The organism is Rhizobium sp. RU35A (genome assembly GCF_900156005.1).
Lineage (GTDB): Bacteria > Pseudomonadota > Alphaproteobacteria > Rhizobiales > Rhizobiaceae > Neorhizobium > Neorhizobium straminoryzae.
The window spans coordinates 119,153-132,549 of sequence record NZ_FTMR01000007.1; the positions used below are offsets into that span (position 1 = coordinate 119,153).

Annotated in this window: 14 protein-coding genes; 3 read left to right on the forward strand and 11 right to left on the reverse strand. The window is 62.9% G+C overall.

Going from position 1 to position 13,397, the window contains the following annotated elements:
- Nucleotides 1–184 precede the first annotated feature (184 nt).
- The 3 genes from ntrC to dusB are packed head-to-tail and all read right to left on the reverse strand — an operon-like array spanning nucleotide 185 to nucleotide 3,803.
- A complete protein-coding gene (ntrC, locus tag F3H95_RS16605) occupies nucleotides 185–1,636 on the reverse strand; it encodes a nitrogen regulation protein NR(I) (protein ID WP_142880982.1) in 1,452 nt (483 codons plus the stop codon).
- Complete coding sequence (locus F3H95_RS16610; RefSeq protein ID WP_142880983.1) at nucleotides 1,633–2,784, reverse strand: nitrogen regulation protein NR(II); 1,152 nt, start codon at nucleotides 2,782–2,784, stop codon at nucleotides 1,633–1,635. Before F3H95_RS16610 ends, ntrC begins: the two co-directional genes overlap by 4 nt.
- On the reverse strand, nucleotides 2,781–3,803 hold the full coding sequence (dusB, locus tag F3H95_RS16615; RefSeq protein WP_149746810.1) for a tRNA dihydrouridine synthase DusB: 1,023 nt from the start codon (nucleotides 3,801–3,803) through the stop codon (nucleotides 2,781–2,783). The genes F3H95_RS16610 and dusB overlap by 4 nt, the downstream gene beginning before the upstream one ends.
- A gap of 195 nt (nucleotides 3,804–3,998) precedes the next feature.
- Here dusB and F3H95_RS16620 point away from each other — a divergent pair, with 195 nt between their 5' ends.
- Together F3H95_RS16620 and F3H95_RS16625 are read left to right on the forward strand one after the other, a co-directional pair.
- Nucleotides 3,999–5,192, forward strand: a complete 1,194-nt coding sequence (locus tag F3H95_RS16620; protein WP_149746811.1) for a bifunctional 2-C-methyl-D-erythritol 4-phosphate cytidylyltransferase/2-C-methyl-D-erythritol 2,4-cyclodiphosphate synthase — start codon at nucleotides 3,999–4,001, stop codon at nucleotides 5,190–5,192.
- Complete coding sequence (locus F3H95_RS16625) at nucleotides 5,189–5,689, forward strand: CinA family protein (RefSeq protein WP_149746812.1); 501 nt, start codon at nucleotides 5,189–5,191, stop codon at nucleotides 5,687–5,689. The genes F3H95_RS16620 and F3H95_RS16625 overlap by 4 nt, the downstream gene beginning before the upstream one ends.
- Here F3H95_RS16625 and F3H95_RS16630 read toward each other — a convergent pair.
- Complete coding sequence (locus F3H95_RS16630) at nucleotides 5,680–6,123, reverse strand: type II toxin-antitoxin system RatA family toxin (RefSeq protein ID WP_142880987.1); 444 nt, start codon at nucleotides 6,121–6,123, stop codon at nucleotides 5,680–5,682. The genes F3H95_RS16625 and F3H95_RS16630 overlap by 10 nt on opposite strands.
- A gap of 207 nt (nucleotides 6,124–6,330) precedes the next feature.
- On the opposite strand from F3H95_RS16630, the gene F3H95_RS27185 reads away from it, so the two are divergent.
- Nucleotides 6,331–6,498, forward strand: coding sequence for a hypothetical protein (locus F3H95_RS27185; RefSeq protein ID WP_185969712.1), 168 nt, complete (start codon nucleotides 6,331–6,333; stop codon nucleotides 6,496–6,498).
- Between the two features lie 12 nt (nucleotides 6,499–6,510).
- Here the strand turns inward: F3H95_RS27185 and lipA are convergent, their stop codons facing one another.
- From lipA to F3H95_RS16665, 7 genes are all read right to left on the reverse strand, one after another.
- Nucleotides 6,511–7,488 carry a lipoyl synthase gene (gene lipA / locus F3H95_RS16635; RefSeq protein ID WP_142880988.1) on the reverse strand — a complete coding sequence of 326 codons (978 nt, stop codon included), beginning with the start codon at nucleotides 7,486–7,488 and terminating at the stop codon, nucleotides 6,511–6,513.
- Nucleotides 7,489–7,524: 36 nt separating this feature from the next.
- Complete coding sequence (locus F3H95_RS16640; RefSeq protein WP_142880989.1) at nucleotides 7,525–7,773, reverse strand: GlsB/YeaQ/YmgE family stress response membrane protein; 249 nt, start codon at nucleotides 7,771–7,773, stop codon at nucleotides 7,525–7,527.
- A gap of 236 nt (nucleotides 7,774–8,009) precedes the next feature.
- Nucleotides 8,010–9,455, reverse strand: a complete 1,446-nt coding sequence (gene lpdA / locus F3H95_RS16645; protein WP_149746813.1) for a dihydrolipoyl dehydrogenase — start codon at nucleotides 9,453–9,455, stop codon at nucleotides 8,010–8,012.
- Between the two features lie 89 nt (nucleotides 9,456–9,544).
- A complete protein-coding gene (locus F3H95_RS16650) occupies nucleotides 9,545–9,811 on the reverse strand; it encodes a DUF465 domain-containing protein (RefSeq protein ID WP_142880991.1) in 267 nt (88 codons plus the stop codon).
- A gap of 90 nt (nucleotides 9,812–9,901) precedes the next feature.
- A complete protein-coding gene (locus F3H95_RS16655) occupies nucleotides 9,902–10,540 on the reverse strand; it encodes an SGNH/GDSL hydrolase family protein (protein WP_149746814.1) in 639 nt (212 codons plus the stop codon).
- Between the two features lie 62 nt (nucleotides 10,541–10,602).
- The gene (locus F3H95_RS16660; RefSeq protein WP_149746815.1) at nucleotides 10,603–11,946 is read right to left on the reverse strand and encodes a pyruvate dehydrogenase complex dihydrolipoamide acetyltransferase; all 1,344 of its coding nucleotides are present in this window, start codon (nucleotides 11,944–11,946) and stop codon (nucleotides 10,603–10,605) included.
- Nucleotides 11,947–11,961: 15 nt separating this feature from the next.
- Nucleotides 11,962–13,383 carry a pyruvate dehydrogenase complex E1 component subunit beta gene (locus tag F3H95_RS16665; RefSeq protein ID WP_149746816.1) on the reverse strand — a complete coding sequence of 474 codons (1,422 nt, stop codon included), beginning with the start codon at nucleotides 13,381–13,383 and terminating at the stop codon, nucleotides 11,962–11,964.
- Nucleotides 13,384–13,397 lie beyond the last annotated feature (14 nt).

Here is a 13,397-nt window from a genome sequence, read left to right on the forward strand (position 1 = left end):
ACTCCCAGCCCCGATCGATCGGGGTTCATGCACGATGACGGATCAACCAGTGACGGGGCGCTTCCCCCAATCAGGCGCCAGACCTCTGGCACACACCACACATCATACCGGCTGACGTGACCACTGAGCAACACATTGTGGCGAAAATGCAACGAAGCTGCGACAGGTGTCAAGCAGCAACCGCTCATGCACTGCGCGAACTGCGGTAGACCGAGACGCCCAGTTCGCGGATCTTCTTGCGCAGGGTGTTGCGGTTCAGTCCGAGAAGATCGGCCGCCTTGATCTGGTTGCCGCGGGTGGCCGTCAGGGCCGCGAGAATCAGCGGATATTCCATTTCGGTCAGCACGCGGTCGTAGAGACCGGGCGGCGGCAGCGCATCGCCGAAGCTCGCGAAATAGGTGCGCATGTTCTCTTCCACCGCCTGGGCGATGGTAAGATTGCCGCTGCGGGCCCCCATCTTGTCAATCGGGCTGTCCGGCACGTCGGAGCGCAGTTCCTGATCGATGATCTCGCGGGTGATCACGTCCTGCGGATAGAGCGCCATCAGACGGCGAACGAGGTTTTCCAGCTCGCGCACATTGCCCGGCCACGCATAGGCCTTCATGATGTCGAGCGCCTCATTGTCGAAACGCTTGGCATCAAGCCCTTCCTTCTCGCCCATCTGCATGAAATGGCGGACAAGATCCGGAATGTCCTCGGCGCGGTCGCGCAGCGGCGGCAGGCGCAGCGGCACGACGTTCAGGCGATAATACAGATCCTCGCGGAACAGGCCCTGATTGATCAGCTGCTTCAGGTCCTTGTTGGTCGCGGCCACGATACGCACGTCGGTGCGGATCGGCGTGCGGCCACCGACGGTGGTATACTCGCCCTGCTGCAGCACGCGCAGCAGCCTTGTCTGCGCATCCATCGGCATGTCGCCGATTTCATCGAGGAACAGCGTGCCGCCTTCGGCCTGCTCGAAACGGCCGGTGGAACGGTTCTGCGCACCCGTGAACGCGCCCTTCTCGTGACCGAACAGTTCCGATTCGATGAGGTCGCGTGGAATGGCCGCCATGTTGATGGCAACGAAGGGCCCGTTGCGGCGCTTGCCATAGTCATGCAGCGCGCGGGCCACCAGTTCCTTGCCGGTGCCCGACTCACCGGTGATCATCAGCGTCAGGTCCGTCTGCATCAGGCGGGCCAGCACGCGGTAGATTTCCTGCATTGCGGCCGAGCGGCCGACCAGCGGCATGCCGTCCTGCATGTCGTCGTCCAGCTTGGCCGGCTTGCGCTTCGGCTCGGCGAGCGCTCGACCGATAATGGCGATCAGCTCCGTCAGATCGAAGGGCTTTGGCAGATAGTCATAGGCGCCCTTTTCCGAGGCCTTGATCGCCGTCATGAAGGTGTTCTGCGCGCTCATCACAAGCACCGGAAGCTCGGGGCGCGCCTTCTTGATGCGCGGCAGCAGATCGAAGGCATTTTCATCCGGCATCACCACGTCGGTGACGACGAGATCGCCCTCGCCCGCCGAAATCCAGCGCCAGAGCGTCGCGGCATTCGAGGTGATGCGCACGTCATAGCCGGCGCGGGTCAAGGCCTGGTTCAACACGGTGCGGATCGCCGCGTCGTCGTCGGCCACAAGGATCGTTGCGGTCATTTCAGGCTTCCTGTCGTGTTCAAGGGACGGTTCTCTTCCTGGGACCCGTCATCCTTGTGCATGGGCATCAATACGCGGAAAATGGTGCGGCGCGCTTGGCTGTCGCATTCGACGATGCCGCCATGGGCGCCGATGATCTTGGCGACAAGCGCCAGACCGAGGCCTGAGCCATTCGTCTTGGTGGTGATGAAGGGATCGAACAGATGCGGCAGGAGATCGCTCGGCACGCCGGGGCCGTTGTCGATCACGCAGAATTCGAGCGGCAGCGAAATCTTTTCGCGCGTGCCGGCCACCGACAGGCGAATGCCGGGACGATAGGCCGTCGTCAGCATGATCTCGCCATCCTGCTGGTCGCCGATCGCTTCCGCCGCATTCTTGATGAGGTTCAGGAAGACCTGAACCAGCTGGTCGCGATTGGCAAAGACAGAGGGCAAAGACGGGTCATAGTTCTCGAGGATCTTGATGTCGCGCGCAAAGCCGGCCTTGGCCACCGCCTTCACATGGTCGAGAACCGAATGGATATTGAGCGGCAGGCGATCCACCGGCCGTTCATCGGAAAACACCTCCATGCGATCGACCAGCGAAACGATCCGGTCGGTCTCGTCGCAAATGAGCCGGGTCAGCGCGCGGTCCTCGTCGGCCACGGAGGTTTCAAGAAGCTGCGCGGCACCACGAATTCCGGACAGTGGATTCTTGATTTCGTGTGCCAGCATGGAGGCAAGCCCGGTGACGGAGCGCGCGGCCGCCCGGTGCGTCAGCTGGCGGTCGATCTTGTCGGCCATGCTGCGCTCCTGGAAGACCACGACGACGGAGCCCGGCTCGCTGACAACAGGCGCGACATAGAGGTCGACCAGCTTCTCCTGGCCGAGCCGCGGCGAAGACAGGTCCACGCGGTATTCGTTGACGGGTGCGCGACGCTCGCGCACCTGGTCGATCAGCGCCAGAAGCGGACTGCCGAACGGAATGAAGGTAGAAATCCTGTTGCGGGCCAGATGCGCAGCGCTTGCCCCGAAGAAGGCTTCCGCCTCCCAGTTGGCAAAGGCGATCACGCCAGCCTCGTTGACGAGGATCACCGGATTCTGAACCGAATTCAGAACGGCCATGGCAAGCGCATTGCCTGCCGCCGCCTCCTGCGACGCCTTGCTCATGCGGCCTCCCTGCTGCTTGCATGGCCGCGATAAGCCGCCAGTTCCTCACCGAGAACACGGAGCACCATGTCCGGATCCTTTTCCGTCATCAATCCCGCCTTTCGCTCCGGCGCCATCTCGGGCGCGAAGCGGTCCAGATACCAGCCGACATGCTTGCGGGCGTGGCGCAAGCCAGCCTCGCGGCCATAGAAACCGAGCATCAATTCGTAATGTTCGCAGGCAACCGCCGCCATTTCCGTGGGAACGGGATGGGCGCGGCCGGCGAAAACACCCGGATGCCACGGTCGCCCCTGCGCGCCGCGGCCGAGCATCACCGCATCCGCCCCCGAACGCCGCAGGATCTCCTGCGCATCGCCATGCGTCTCCACATCGCCATTCGCGATCAGCGGGATCGAGAGAACCTCGCGGACACGACGAATGGCATCCCAGTCGGCGCGCCCCTCGTAAAACTGCTGGCGCGTGCGCCCATGCACGGTGATCAGGCTGACGCCCGCCTGCTCGGCGCGTGCGGCAATCTCCGGCGCATTGATCGATTGCTCGTCCCAGCCGAGCCGCATCTTCACGGTAACCGGCACCTTGACCGCCGCGACAACCGCCTCGATGAGGGACAGCGCATGGTCAGGATCACGCATCAGCGCAGAACCGGAATAACCGCCGGTCACCTTCTTGGCAGGGCAGCCCATATTGATGTCAACGATGTCGGCGCCGTTTGCTTCGGCGATCCGGGCCGCTTCCGCCATCCAGTGCGCCTCGCGCCCGGCAAGCTGCACCATGTGCGGCCGGATACCCGTCCCCTTCAGACGCTCCCAGGATTCGCCGCGGTTATGCGCAAGCTCGCGACTGGCCACCATCTCGGTCACGACCAGCCCTGCCCCGTAGCGCCAGGCCAGCTGGCGGAACGGCAGATCGGTGACGCCCGACATCGGCGCAAGCACGACGCGATTGCGGATGACCACCGAACCAATCAGAAAGGGGCTTGCGAGAGTGATGGGACTCAAATGATGATCTTTCGGGCACACACGAGTTTTGCACTATTTTTATTCAGAGTTTGGGTGTTTGCCAAGTGCTATTCCCAAACTGCGTTATTTCTGGGCGACGTGCTGGAAATGGGCGTTTTCAGTCTATAGTTCTGCGCTGTCAACCGGCGAAGTCCACCCCTTGGCGGCGATCTGAGTCGTTCATCAACCGAATAAGCGATCCTGACAGGCAGTTTCATGAAGATCGGCATCGTTATCGTGGCTGCCGGGCGCGGCGAGCGGGCCGGCGCTCCACACGAGGGGCCCAAGCAATACCGCAGGATCGGCGGCGAACCGGTCATCCGCCACACGCTGCGTGCCTTTCTCACCTGGGAAAAGGCAGGACCCGTGGTGGTGGTGATCCATCCGGATGATGAATCCCTGTTTGCCGCGGCCGTGCATGGGCTGGCGAAGGCCGATCGCATCATCATCACCCATGGCGGTGCAACGCGTCAGCAATCGGTGTTCGAAGGGCTCCGCACCTTGTCCACGACAGACGCCACGCATGTGATGATCCACGATGCGGCACGCCCCTTCATCGATCATCCGCTGCTGGAGCGCATCGAAGCCCTGCTGGGCGCCGGCCATGTGGCCGTGCTGCCGGCGCTTGCCGTCACCGACACGCTGAAACGCGCCGGCGAGAATGGCATCGTGCAGGAAACCGTGCCGCGGGCCGGCCTCTATGCCGCCCAGACGCCGCAAAGCTTTGCGCTGACCGCCATCTGTTCTGCGCATGAGAAGGCCGCGGCCGCCCGCCGCAGCGATTTCACCGACGATGCCGCGATTGCCGAATGGGCGGGCCTTGCCGTCACGCTGGCGGAAGGCGCGGCCGACAACATCAAGCTGACGATCAGGAGAGACATTGCCATGGCCGACGAGAAGCTGAGCCGCCAGACCGCCCTGCCGGACGTGCGCACCGGCAACGGCTATGACGTACACCAACTGGTCTCGGGCGATGGCGTAACCCTCTGCGGCGTATTTATCCCGCACGACCAGAGCCTCAGCGGCCATTCCGATGCGGATGTGGCACTGCATGCGCTGACCGACGCGCTGCTCGCCACCTGCGGCGCCGGCGATATCGGCGACCACTTTCCGCCCTCCGACCCGCAATGGAAGGGCGCCGCCTCCCGCATCTTCCTCGCCCATGCGGCCGAGATGGTGCGCCAGCGCGGCGGCGTGATCACCAATGCCGATATCTCGCTGATCGCGGAAGCGCCGAAGATTGCGCCGCATCGGGAAACCATGTGCCAGAACCTTTCCGAGATTCTCGGCATTTCCCGCGATCGCTGTTCGGTGAAGGCCACCACCAACGAGAAGATCGGCTTTATCGGCCGCAGAGAAGGCATCGCCGCCATCGCCACCGCCACTGTCGTCTATGGAGTTCTCGCATGAGCATCTTCGCTGCAGACATTCTCGACCAGGCCGAAGCCATCATCCGGCACTATGCCGCGCTGGGCCAACGGATCTCTACCGCCGAATCCTGCACCGGCGGCATGATTGCCGGCGCACTGACCGAAATCTCCGGCTCGTCGGCCGTCGTCGATCGCGGCTTCGTCACCTACAGCAACGCGGCGAAGATGGACCTTGTGGGCGTCACGCCCGCCACGCTGGACCGTTTCGGCGCCGTGTCGCGGGAAACCGCGCTGCAGATGGTCCGCGGCGCGCTGTTTCGCTCGCTGGCCGACAGTGCCGTCGCCGTCACCGGCATTGCGGGACCGGGGGGAGGTTCGGCGGAAAAGCCGGTCGGGCTCGTGCATCTGGCTGCGATGAGCAGGAAGGGCACCCTCCTGCATCGGGAGATGCGCTACGGCGATCTCGGGCGCGACGGCATCCGCACCGCCACCATCCGCACCGCACTGGAGATGCTGGCGGAACTCGTTCAGGCGTAAATCTTGTCGGCTCTGGCCTCGAACGCCTCCGCGAACATGCGGAACGCCCGGTCGAACATCGAGCCCATCACGGCGCCGAGGATGCGGCTCTTGAACTCGTAATCGATGAAGAAATTCACAACGCATCCTTCCGGGGCGGGTGAAAAGGTCCAGCGATTGTCGAGATACTTGAACGGGCCCTCGATATATTTGACGTCGATGGTCAGTTCGGCCGGATTGAGCAGGACCTGCGTGGTGAAGGTCTCGCGGATCGCCTTGTAGCCCACGGTCATGTCGGCAATCAGCAGTGTCTTGCCATCCCGCTCCTTGCGCGAGCGTACCGTGAGCCCGTCGCAGAGCGGCAGGAACTGCGGATATTTTTCCACATCCGCCACGAGGGCGAACATGTTTTCCGGCGAATGGCGGACGGGGCGGTGATTTTCGAACTTTGGCATGGACGTGAGCTAATGGCAGGTCGGTGGCTTGGCAAGTGACAGGTGGTCGCGGCCGAGGCAAGGTCGTAACACGCACAGACCTAATGCGAAATTAACCTTTATCCCCAAGAATTGTGCCACACAAACCTCTGATTTACCGATCATCACGCAGTTGCGCGTAAAAGCAGTATGCAGAACAGCCCTGACAAGAGCCCCACAGACAGGACAATGGACGATTTTACCCAGATCATGCGACTGCTGGAATCAACACGGCAACTTGCGGACATGAACCAGCTACCCATGCTGGTCTATCTCGTGGAAATGGCAAAGGCGGAGGCCCGCAGCCACCGTTTTGAGCTACGGGAAAGAAAGCGCGGCCAGGCGATCCCCAAATAGGGGGGCCGAGGCTTACTCGGCTGTAGCGAGAAGCTTCTTCTCGCGGGCGGCCTTCAGCCGGGCGAAATCGTCGCCGGCGTGATGCGAAGAGCGGGTGAGCGGGCTGGACGACACCATCAGGAAACCCTTGGTGTAGGCCACCGTCTCGTAGGACTTGAACTCCTCCGGCGTCACGAACTTTTCCACCTTGTGGTGCTTGCGCGTCGGCTGGAGGTACTGGCCGATGGTCAGGAAGTCGACGTCGGCGGTGCGCAGGTCATCCATCAGCTGAAGCACTTCGTTGCGCTCCTCGCCGAGGCCGACCATGATGCCGGACTTGGTGAACATGGTCGGATCCAGTTCCTTCACCCGCTGCAGCAGGCGGATGGAGTGGAAATAGCGGGCGCCGGGGCGAACCGTAAGGTAGTTGCCGGCCACCGTTTCCATGTTGTGGTTGAAGACGTCCGGCTTGGCAGCCACGACACGCTCCAGCGCGCCCGGCTTCTTCAAAAAGTCCGGCGTCAGGATCTCGATCGTCGTTGCGGGCGAGGCGGCGCGGATCGCCCAGATCACCTTCTCGAAATGCTCGGCGCCACCATCGTCCAGATCGTCACGGTCGACGGAGGTGATCACGACGTGGCTCAAGCCCATCTGGCGCACGGCCTTGGCAACGTTTTCAGGCTCGTCCTGGTCAAGCGCATTGGGCTTTCCGGTCGCCACGTTGCAGAAGGCGCAGGCGCGGGTACAGATCTCGCCCATGATCATGAAGGTCGCGTGCTTCTTGTCCCAGCACTCGCCGATGTTCGGGCAACCCGCTTCCTCGCAGACGGTGACCAGCTTGTGGCTGCGCACCAGCTCGCGCGTTTCCTGGTATCCCTTCGAGGTCGGCGCCTTGACGCGGATCCATTCCGGTTTGCGCATCACTTCCGTATCGGGACGATGCGCCTTTTCCGGATGCCGGACGCGCTTTGAATCGTCCGGGGACGACATCCGATCGAGGATTGTGACCATGACTAACCTGCTTTCAAGCCGCCTTCAGCCGGCGGATTAGCGTCTTACGAGTTTGGCGACAAATAACAGAGCACAGGCGCCGAGGAAACCGCTGACAAGACCGCCCCAGGCACCGGGTTCCACCCAGATGCCGGCGCGCTCCAGAACGGCAGTGGCGATCGCTGCACCCACGACGCCGATGACGATGTTCATGAAGACGCCGAAGCGCAGATCCATCAACATGCCCGCCAGCCAGCCTGCAAGACCGCCGACGATGATGGTGCCAAAGAAACCCAAACCTTCCATGACCGTCCTTCCGTTTTCGGACACTCATATGGTCCCGACGAGGGCGAAGCGCAATGCGACATGCGCGGCTTTCGCCAGCGCCACGTTGCGGCAGCCCCCCTCATCCGGCCCTTCAGGCCTCCTTCTCCCCGAGAGGAGAAGGGACATCGTTGCGGCCTCTCGTCCAGCCTGCGTATCGCCAGCCGGCAAGAGAGCTCCCCCTCCCACCCCACAGCGGGAAAGGGATGTCGACCAGATCAGGCGTTCAGCACCTTGCCATAGGCGTCGAGCACGCTTTCCTTCATCATTTCCGAGAGCGTCGGATGCGGGAAGATGGTGTGCATCAACTCCTCTTCCGTCGTCTCCAGGTTCATGGCGACGACGAAACCCTGGATGAGTTCCGTCACTTCCGCACCGACCATGTGGGCGCCGATCAGTTCGCCGGTCTTCTTGTCGAAGATGGTCTTGATCATGCCCTGGTCCTCGCCGAGCGCGATCGCCTTGCCGTTGGCAGCAAAGGAATAACGACCGACTCGGATGTCACGGCCCTCGGCCTTCGCCTTGGCTTCCGTCAGACCCACCGAGGCGACCTGCGGGTTGCAATAGGTGCAGCCCGGAATCTTTGCCTTGTCCATCGGATGGACGCCCGGCACGCCGGCGATCTTCTCGATGCAGATGACACCCTCGTGCTCGGCCTTGTGGGCGAGCATCGGCGGACCGGCAACGTCGCCGATGGCGTAGAGGCCCGGCACGTTCGTCTTGCCGTAGCCATCGATGACAATGCAGCCGCGATCGGTCTTCACGCCGAGCGCTTCGAGACCGAGGTTCTCGATATTGCCCTGCACGCCGACGGCCGAGATCAGGCGGTCAGCGGTGATCGTCTGAACCTTCCCGTCCTTGGTCTCGACATGGGCGGTGATGGAGTTGGCGCCCTTCTCTACCTTCGACACCTTCGCTTCGGTGATGATCTTCAGGCCACGCTTTTCCAGCTGCTTGCGGGCGAAGGTGGAGATTTCCACGTCCTCAACCGGCATGATGTTCGGCATCAGTTCGACGACCGTCACATCGACGCCCATGGAGCGATAGAAGGAGGCGAACTCAATGCCGATCGCGCCCGAACCCATGACCACCAGCGACTTCGGCATGAAATCCGGCTTCATCGCCTCGAAATAGGTCCAGATCAGCTTGCCATCCGGCTCGATGCCGGGGAGCGCGCGCGGACGTGCGCCGGTTGCGACGATGATGTGCTTGGCCGTGTAGGTGCCCTCGCCCAGCACGCCCTTCGGAACCGGGTTCTGCGGCTGCACCGCCGGCTTCGACGGCGCACCGACGACGATCTCGCCGGGTTTGGTGAGCTTGGCTTCACCCCAGATCACGTCGATCTTGTTCTTCTTCATCAGGAAGGCGACGCCACCGTTGAGGCGGGCCGAAACGCCACGCGAACGGGCAACCACATCCTTCACATCAGCCGTCATGGTGCCGTTCAGCGTCAGGCCGTAGGCCTTGGCATGGTTGGCGTGATCAAGGATTTCGGCCGAGCGCAGCAGCGCCTTGGTCGGGATGCAGCCCCAGTTCAGGCAGATGCCGCCGAGATGCTCGCGTTCCACGATGGCCGTCTTCAGGCCAAGCTGGGCGGCACGGATGGCGGTTACATAGCCGCCGGGGCCGGAACCGATGATGATGACGTCGTAGGATTGAGCCATGGGCGCTTCCACTCCTTCAAGAATGTGTCGAACCGGCGCGGAGCCGTCTTCTGTCGTTTTTCTCGGGAGTGGAAGCGGCGGCAGAACCTCTAGACTTCGGCCTCCTCGGCCAGCGGTTCCGCCCGCATCAACATCCCGTGTATTTCATCCTTCAGGGCCAGGCGCTCCTTGCGCATGCCCGCCATGCGGACGTCATCGCAGGGTTCCAGATCCGTTTCGGCCCGATGGATGCGATGATTGATGTCCTCGTATGCGGTTGCGATCCGGTGAAAGTGGCCATCCGTTTCACGCAGGTGGCGCATCTTCACAAGATGCTCCGGAAATTCCTCCGCGAGATGGTGTGGGGTATTCGACATGACCGTCCCTCCGTCTTCGTGACTTCGACTGTCATGCTACTCTCACCGTCTGCGTGTCCTCCTTGACCCTGATCAAACTTTTGCGCAGCCTCACAGGCCGAGCATCATCCGCACCACCGGCTCGATGCCGCGGCCGATGGCGCGCGTGTTGTCCGCATCGAGGTGAATGCCGTCGAGCGGCGTGGTGCTTGCGACGGAGCCAGCATCAAAGAAGCCGCAGCCCAGTTCGTCAGCCGCGTCGCGATACATGCTGGCGAGCATCGCCCCCTCGTCGATCGCCTGATTGAACTGCGCGCCGAAAAGGGCATCCGCCGTCTCGCAGATCGGCGGCGGCGAGACAATCAGCACGTCCGGCGTCTCGAAATCAAAACCCCAGTCGTGATGCTGCACCAGCTTCACCAGCCGCTTGACGCCATTCGTCGCACCGATCGCCGTGCCCTGGATTCCGCGCTTCAGATCGTTGGTACCCAGCATGACGATAACGAGATCGAGGGGCTTGTGCGTCGCCAGCAGACTCGGCAGAAGTTTTACCCCGTTGCGCTCGCCATCGCCGAGATGATCGTCATAGGCGGTGGTCCGGCCGTTCAGCCCTTCGGCGATGACCCGCACTCCATGCCCCAGCGCCTTCTGCAGAACGCTTGTCCAGCGATCCTCGTAGGCGTGGCGGTTGCGCGACACCGGGTCATAGCCCCAAGTCAGACTGTCGCCATAGGCAAGAACGGTTTTCATCGGCAGCCTCCCTCCCGGAGAAAGACGTGGAGAGGTAGCACAAGCCACCTCTCCTCATCTCGTCACACCAGCATGCCCATCGGGTTTTCGATGTAGCGCTTGAAGGCGCCGAGCAGTTCGGCTCCCAGCGCGCCATCGACAGCGCGGTGATCGGTCGAGAGCGTGACGGTCATGACATTGGCGATCTTCATCTCGCCCTTTTTCACGACCACGCGCTCCTCGCCGGCACCGACGGCCAGAATGGTGGCATGCGGCGGATTGACCACGGCGGCAAAGTTCTTGACGCCCATCATACCCATGTTGGACACGGCCGTCGTGCCGCCCTGATACTCTTCCGGCTTCAGCTTGCGTTCCTTGGCGCGCTTGCCATAGTCCTTCATCTCGTTGGAGATGGCCGACAGGCTCTTCGTCTCGGCCTTGCGGATGATCGGCGTGATCAGGCCGCCCGGGATCGATACGGCAACGCCGACATCGGAATGCTTGTGCTTGACCATGGCGCTGTCGGTCCAGGAGACGTTGGCATCCGGAACATCGCGGAGCGCCAGCGCCAGCGCCTTGATCACCATGTCGTTGACCGACAGCTTGTAGGCCGGCTTGCCATCCTTTTCAGGGGAAGCGGCATTGAGCTGGGCACGCAGGGCCAGCAACGCATCCAGCTCGCAATCTACGGACACGTAGAAATGCGGGATGGTCTGCTTGCTTTCCTGCAGGCGCTTGGCAATCGTCTTGCGCATGCCGTCATGCGGCACGAGTTCGTAGGAACCCTGCTCGAACAGCTTGAGGACGGCCTCGTCCGACGGACCCTTGGCAAGCGCCGGTGCCGGTGCGGCAGCAGGGGCCGGTGCGGCAGCCACGGGTGCGGCCTTTGCCGAACCGCCCGCCACGGCCTTCTCGACATCCGACTTCACGACACGGCCCTTCGGACCGGAGCCCGATACCTTGGCAATGTCGATGCCGGCTTCCTTCGCCACGCGACGGGCAAGCGGCGAGGAGAAGACGCGGTCGCCATTGGTCGCAGCCGGAGCCGGTTGAGCGGCAGGCGCGCCAGCCGGTGCAGCGGACGCGGCAGGCGCGGCCTCCGCCTTGGCCGGAGCCGGTGCAGCGTCCGCCTTCGGTGCCGGTGCGGCCGAACCGCCGCCGGCGGCAGCGGCCGCCACATCCTCGCCATCGGCGGCGAGGATCGCGATCAGCGCGTTGACCTTGACGGCCTCGGTGCCGGCGGGAACGACGATCTTGGCAACGACGCCTTCATCGACGGCTTCCACTTCCATCGTGGCCTTGTCGGTCTCGATCTCGGCGATCACATCGCCGGACTTGACCGTGTCGCCTTCCTTGACGAGCCACTTGGCGAGATTGCCCTCTTCCATCGTGGGAGAGAGGGCGGGCATGGTGATGTTGATCGGCATGAGCCTGCCCTCCCGTTACTTGTAGCAGACGGCTTTGACGGCCTGGACCACTTCGCCGACATTCGGCAGAGCGAGCTTTTCGAGATTGGCCGCATATGGCATCGGCACATCCTTGCCGGCGATCGTTATGACCGGGGCATCGAGATAGTCGAACGCCTCGCGCTGCACCGAGTTGGCGATGAAATCGCCGACGGACGACTGCGGGAAGCCTTCTTCCACCGTCACCAGACGGCCGGTCTTCTTCACCGACTCGATCACGGCCGGCAGGTCCATCGGACGCAGCGTGCGCAGGTCGATCAGTTCGACATCGATGCCGGCCTGTTCCAGCTCGGCAACAGCCTTGACCGCATAGGTCATGCCGATGCCCCAGGAGACCATCGTCACGTCCTTGCCGGGGCGATGAATGCGGGCCTTGCCGATCGGCAGCACGAAATCGTCGAGCTTCGGCACTTCAAAGGACTGGCCGTAGAGGATTTCGTTTTCGAGGAAGATGACCGGGTTCGGATCGCGGATCGCCGCCTTCAGAAGGCCCTTGGCATCGGCCGCCGTATAGGGCTGGATGACTTTCAGGCCCGGGATGTGGCTGTACCAGGCGCCGTAATCCTGGCTGTGCTGGGCCGCCACGCGGGCAGCGGCACCATTCGGACCACGGAACACCATCGGCGCGCCCATCTGGCCGCCCGACATGTAGAGCGTCTTGGCGGCCGAGTTGATGATCTGGTCGATCGCCTGCATGGCGAAGTTGAAGGTCATGAACTCGACGATCGGCTTCAGGCCGGCCATGGCCGCACCGACGCCGACGCCGGCAAAGCCATGCTCGGTGATCGGCGTGTCGATGACGCGGTTGGCGCCGAATTCCTGCAGCAGCCCCTGGGTGATCTTGTAGGCGCCCTGGTATTCGGCGACTTCCTCACCCATGACGAAGACGTCCGGGTCGCGGCGCATTTCTTCCGCCATGGCATCGCGCAGCGCTTCGCGCACCGTCATCGTCACCATTTCTGTGCCGGCCGGAATGGCCGGATCGGCAGCCACGGCCGCCTTCGGCTGGGCCGGAACCTTGGTGTCCGTGGCAGCGGTCGGCTCGTAGGACGATTCGCGTGCCTTGCCACCGGCGGCATCCGAGGTCGCAGCCGGCGTATCAGCATCGGCCTTCGGTGCGGATGCCGGTGCCGCCGAGATCGCATCGGCACTTTCGCCTTCCTGCAGCAGCACGGCGATCGGCGTGTTGACCTTGACGTTTTCGGTGCCGGCATCGATCAGCAGCTTGCCGATCACGCCTTCATCGACGGCTTCCACTTCCATGGTCGCCTTGTCGGTTTCGATTTCGGCGATCACGTCGCCGGAGGTGACCTTGTCACCTTCCTTCTTCAGCCACTTGGACAGCGTGCCTTCTTCCATGGTCGGAGAGAGGGCGGGCATGAGAATATTGATCGGCATGGGTTCCCTCCCCG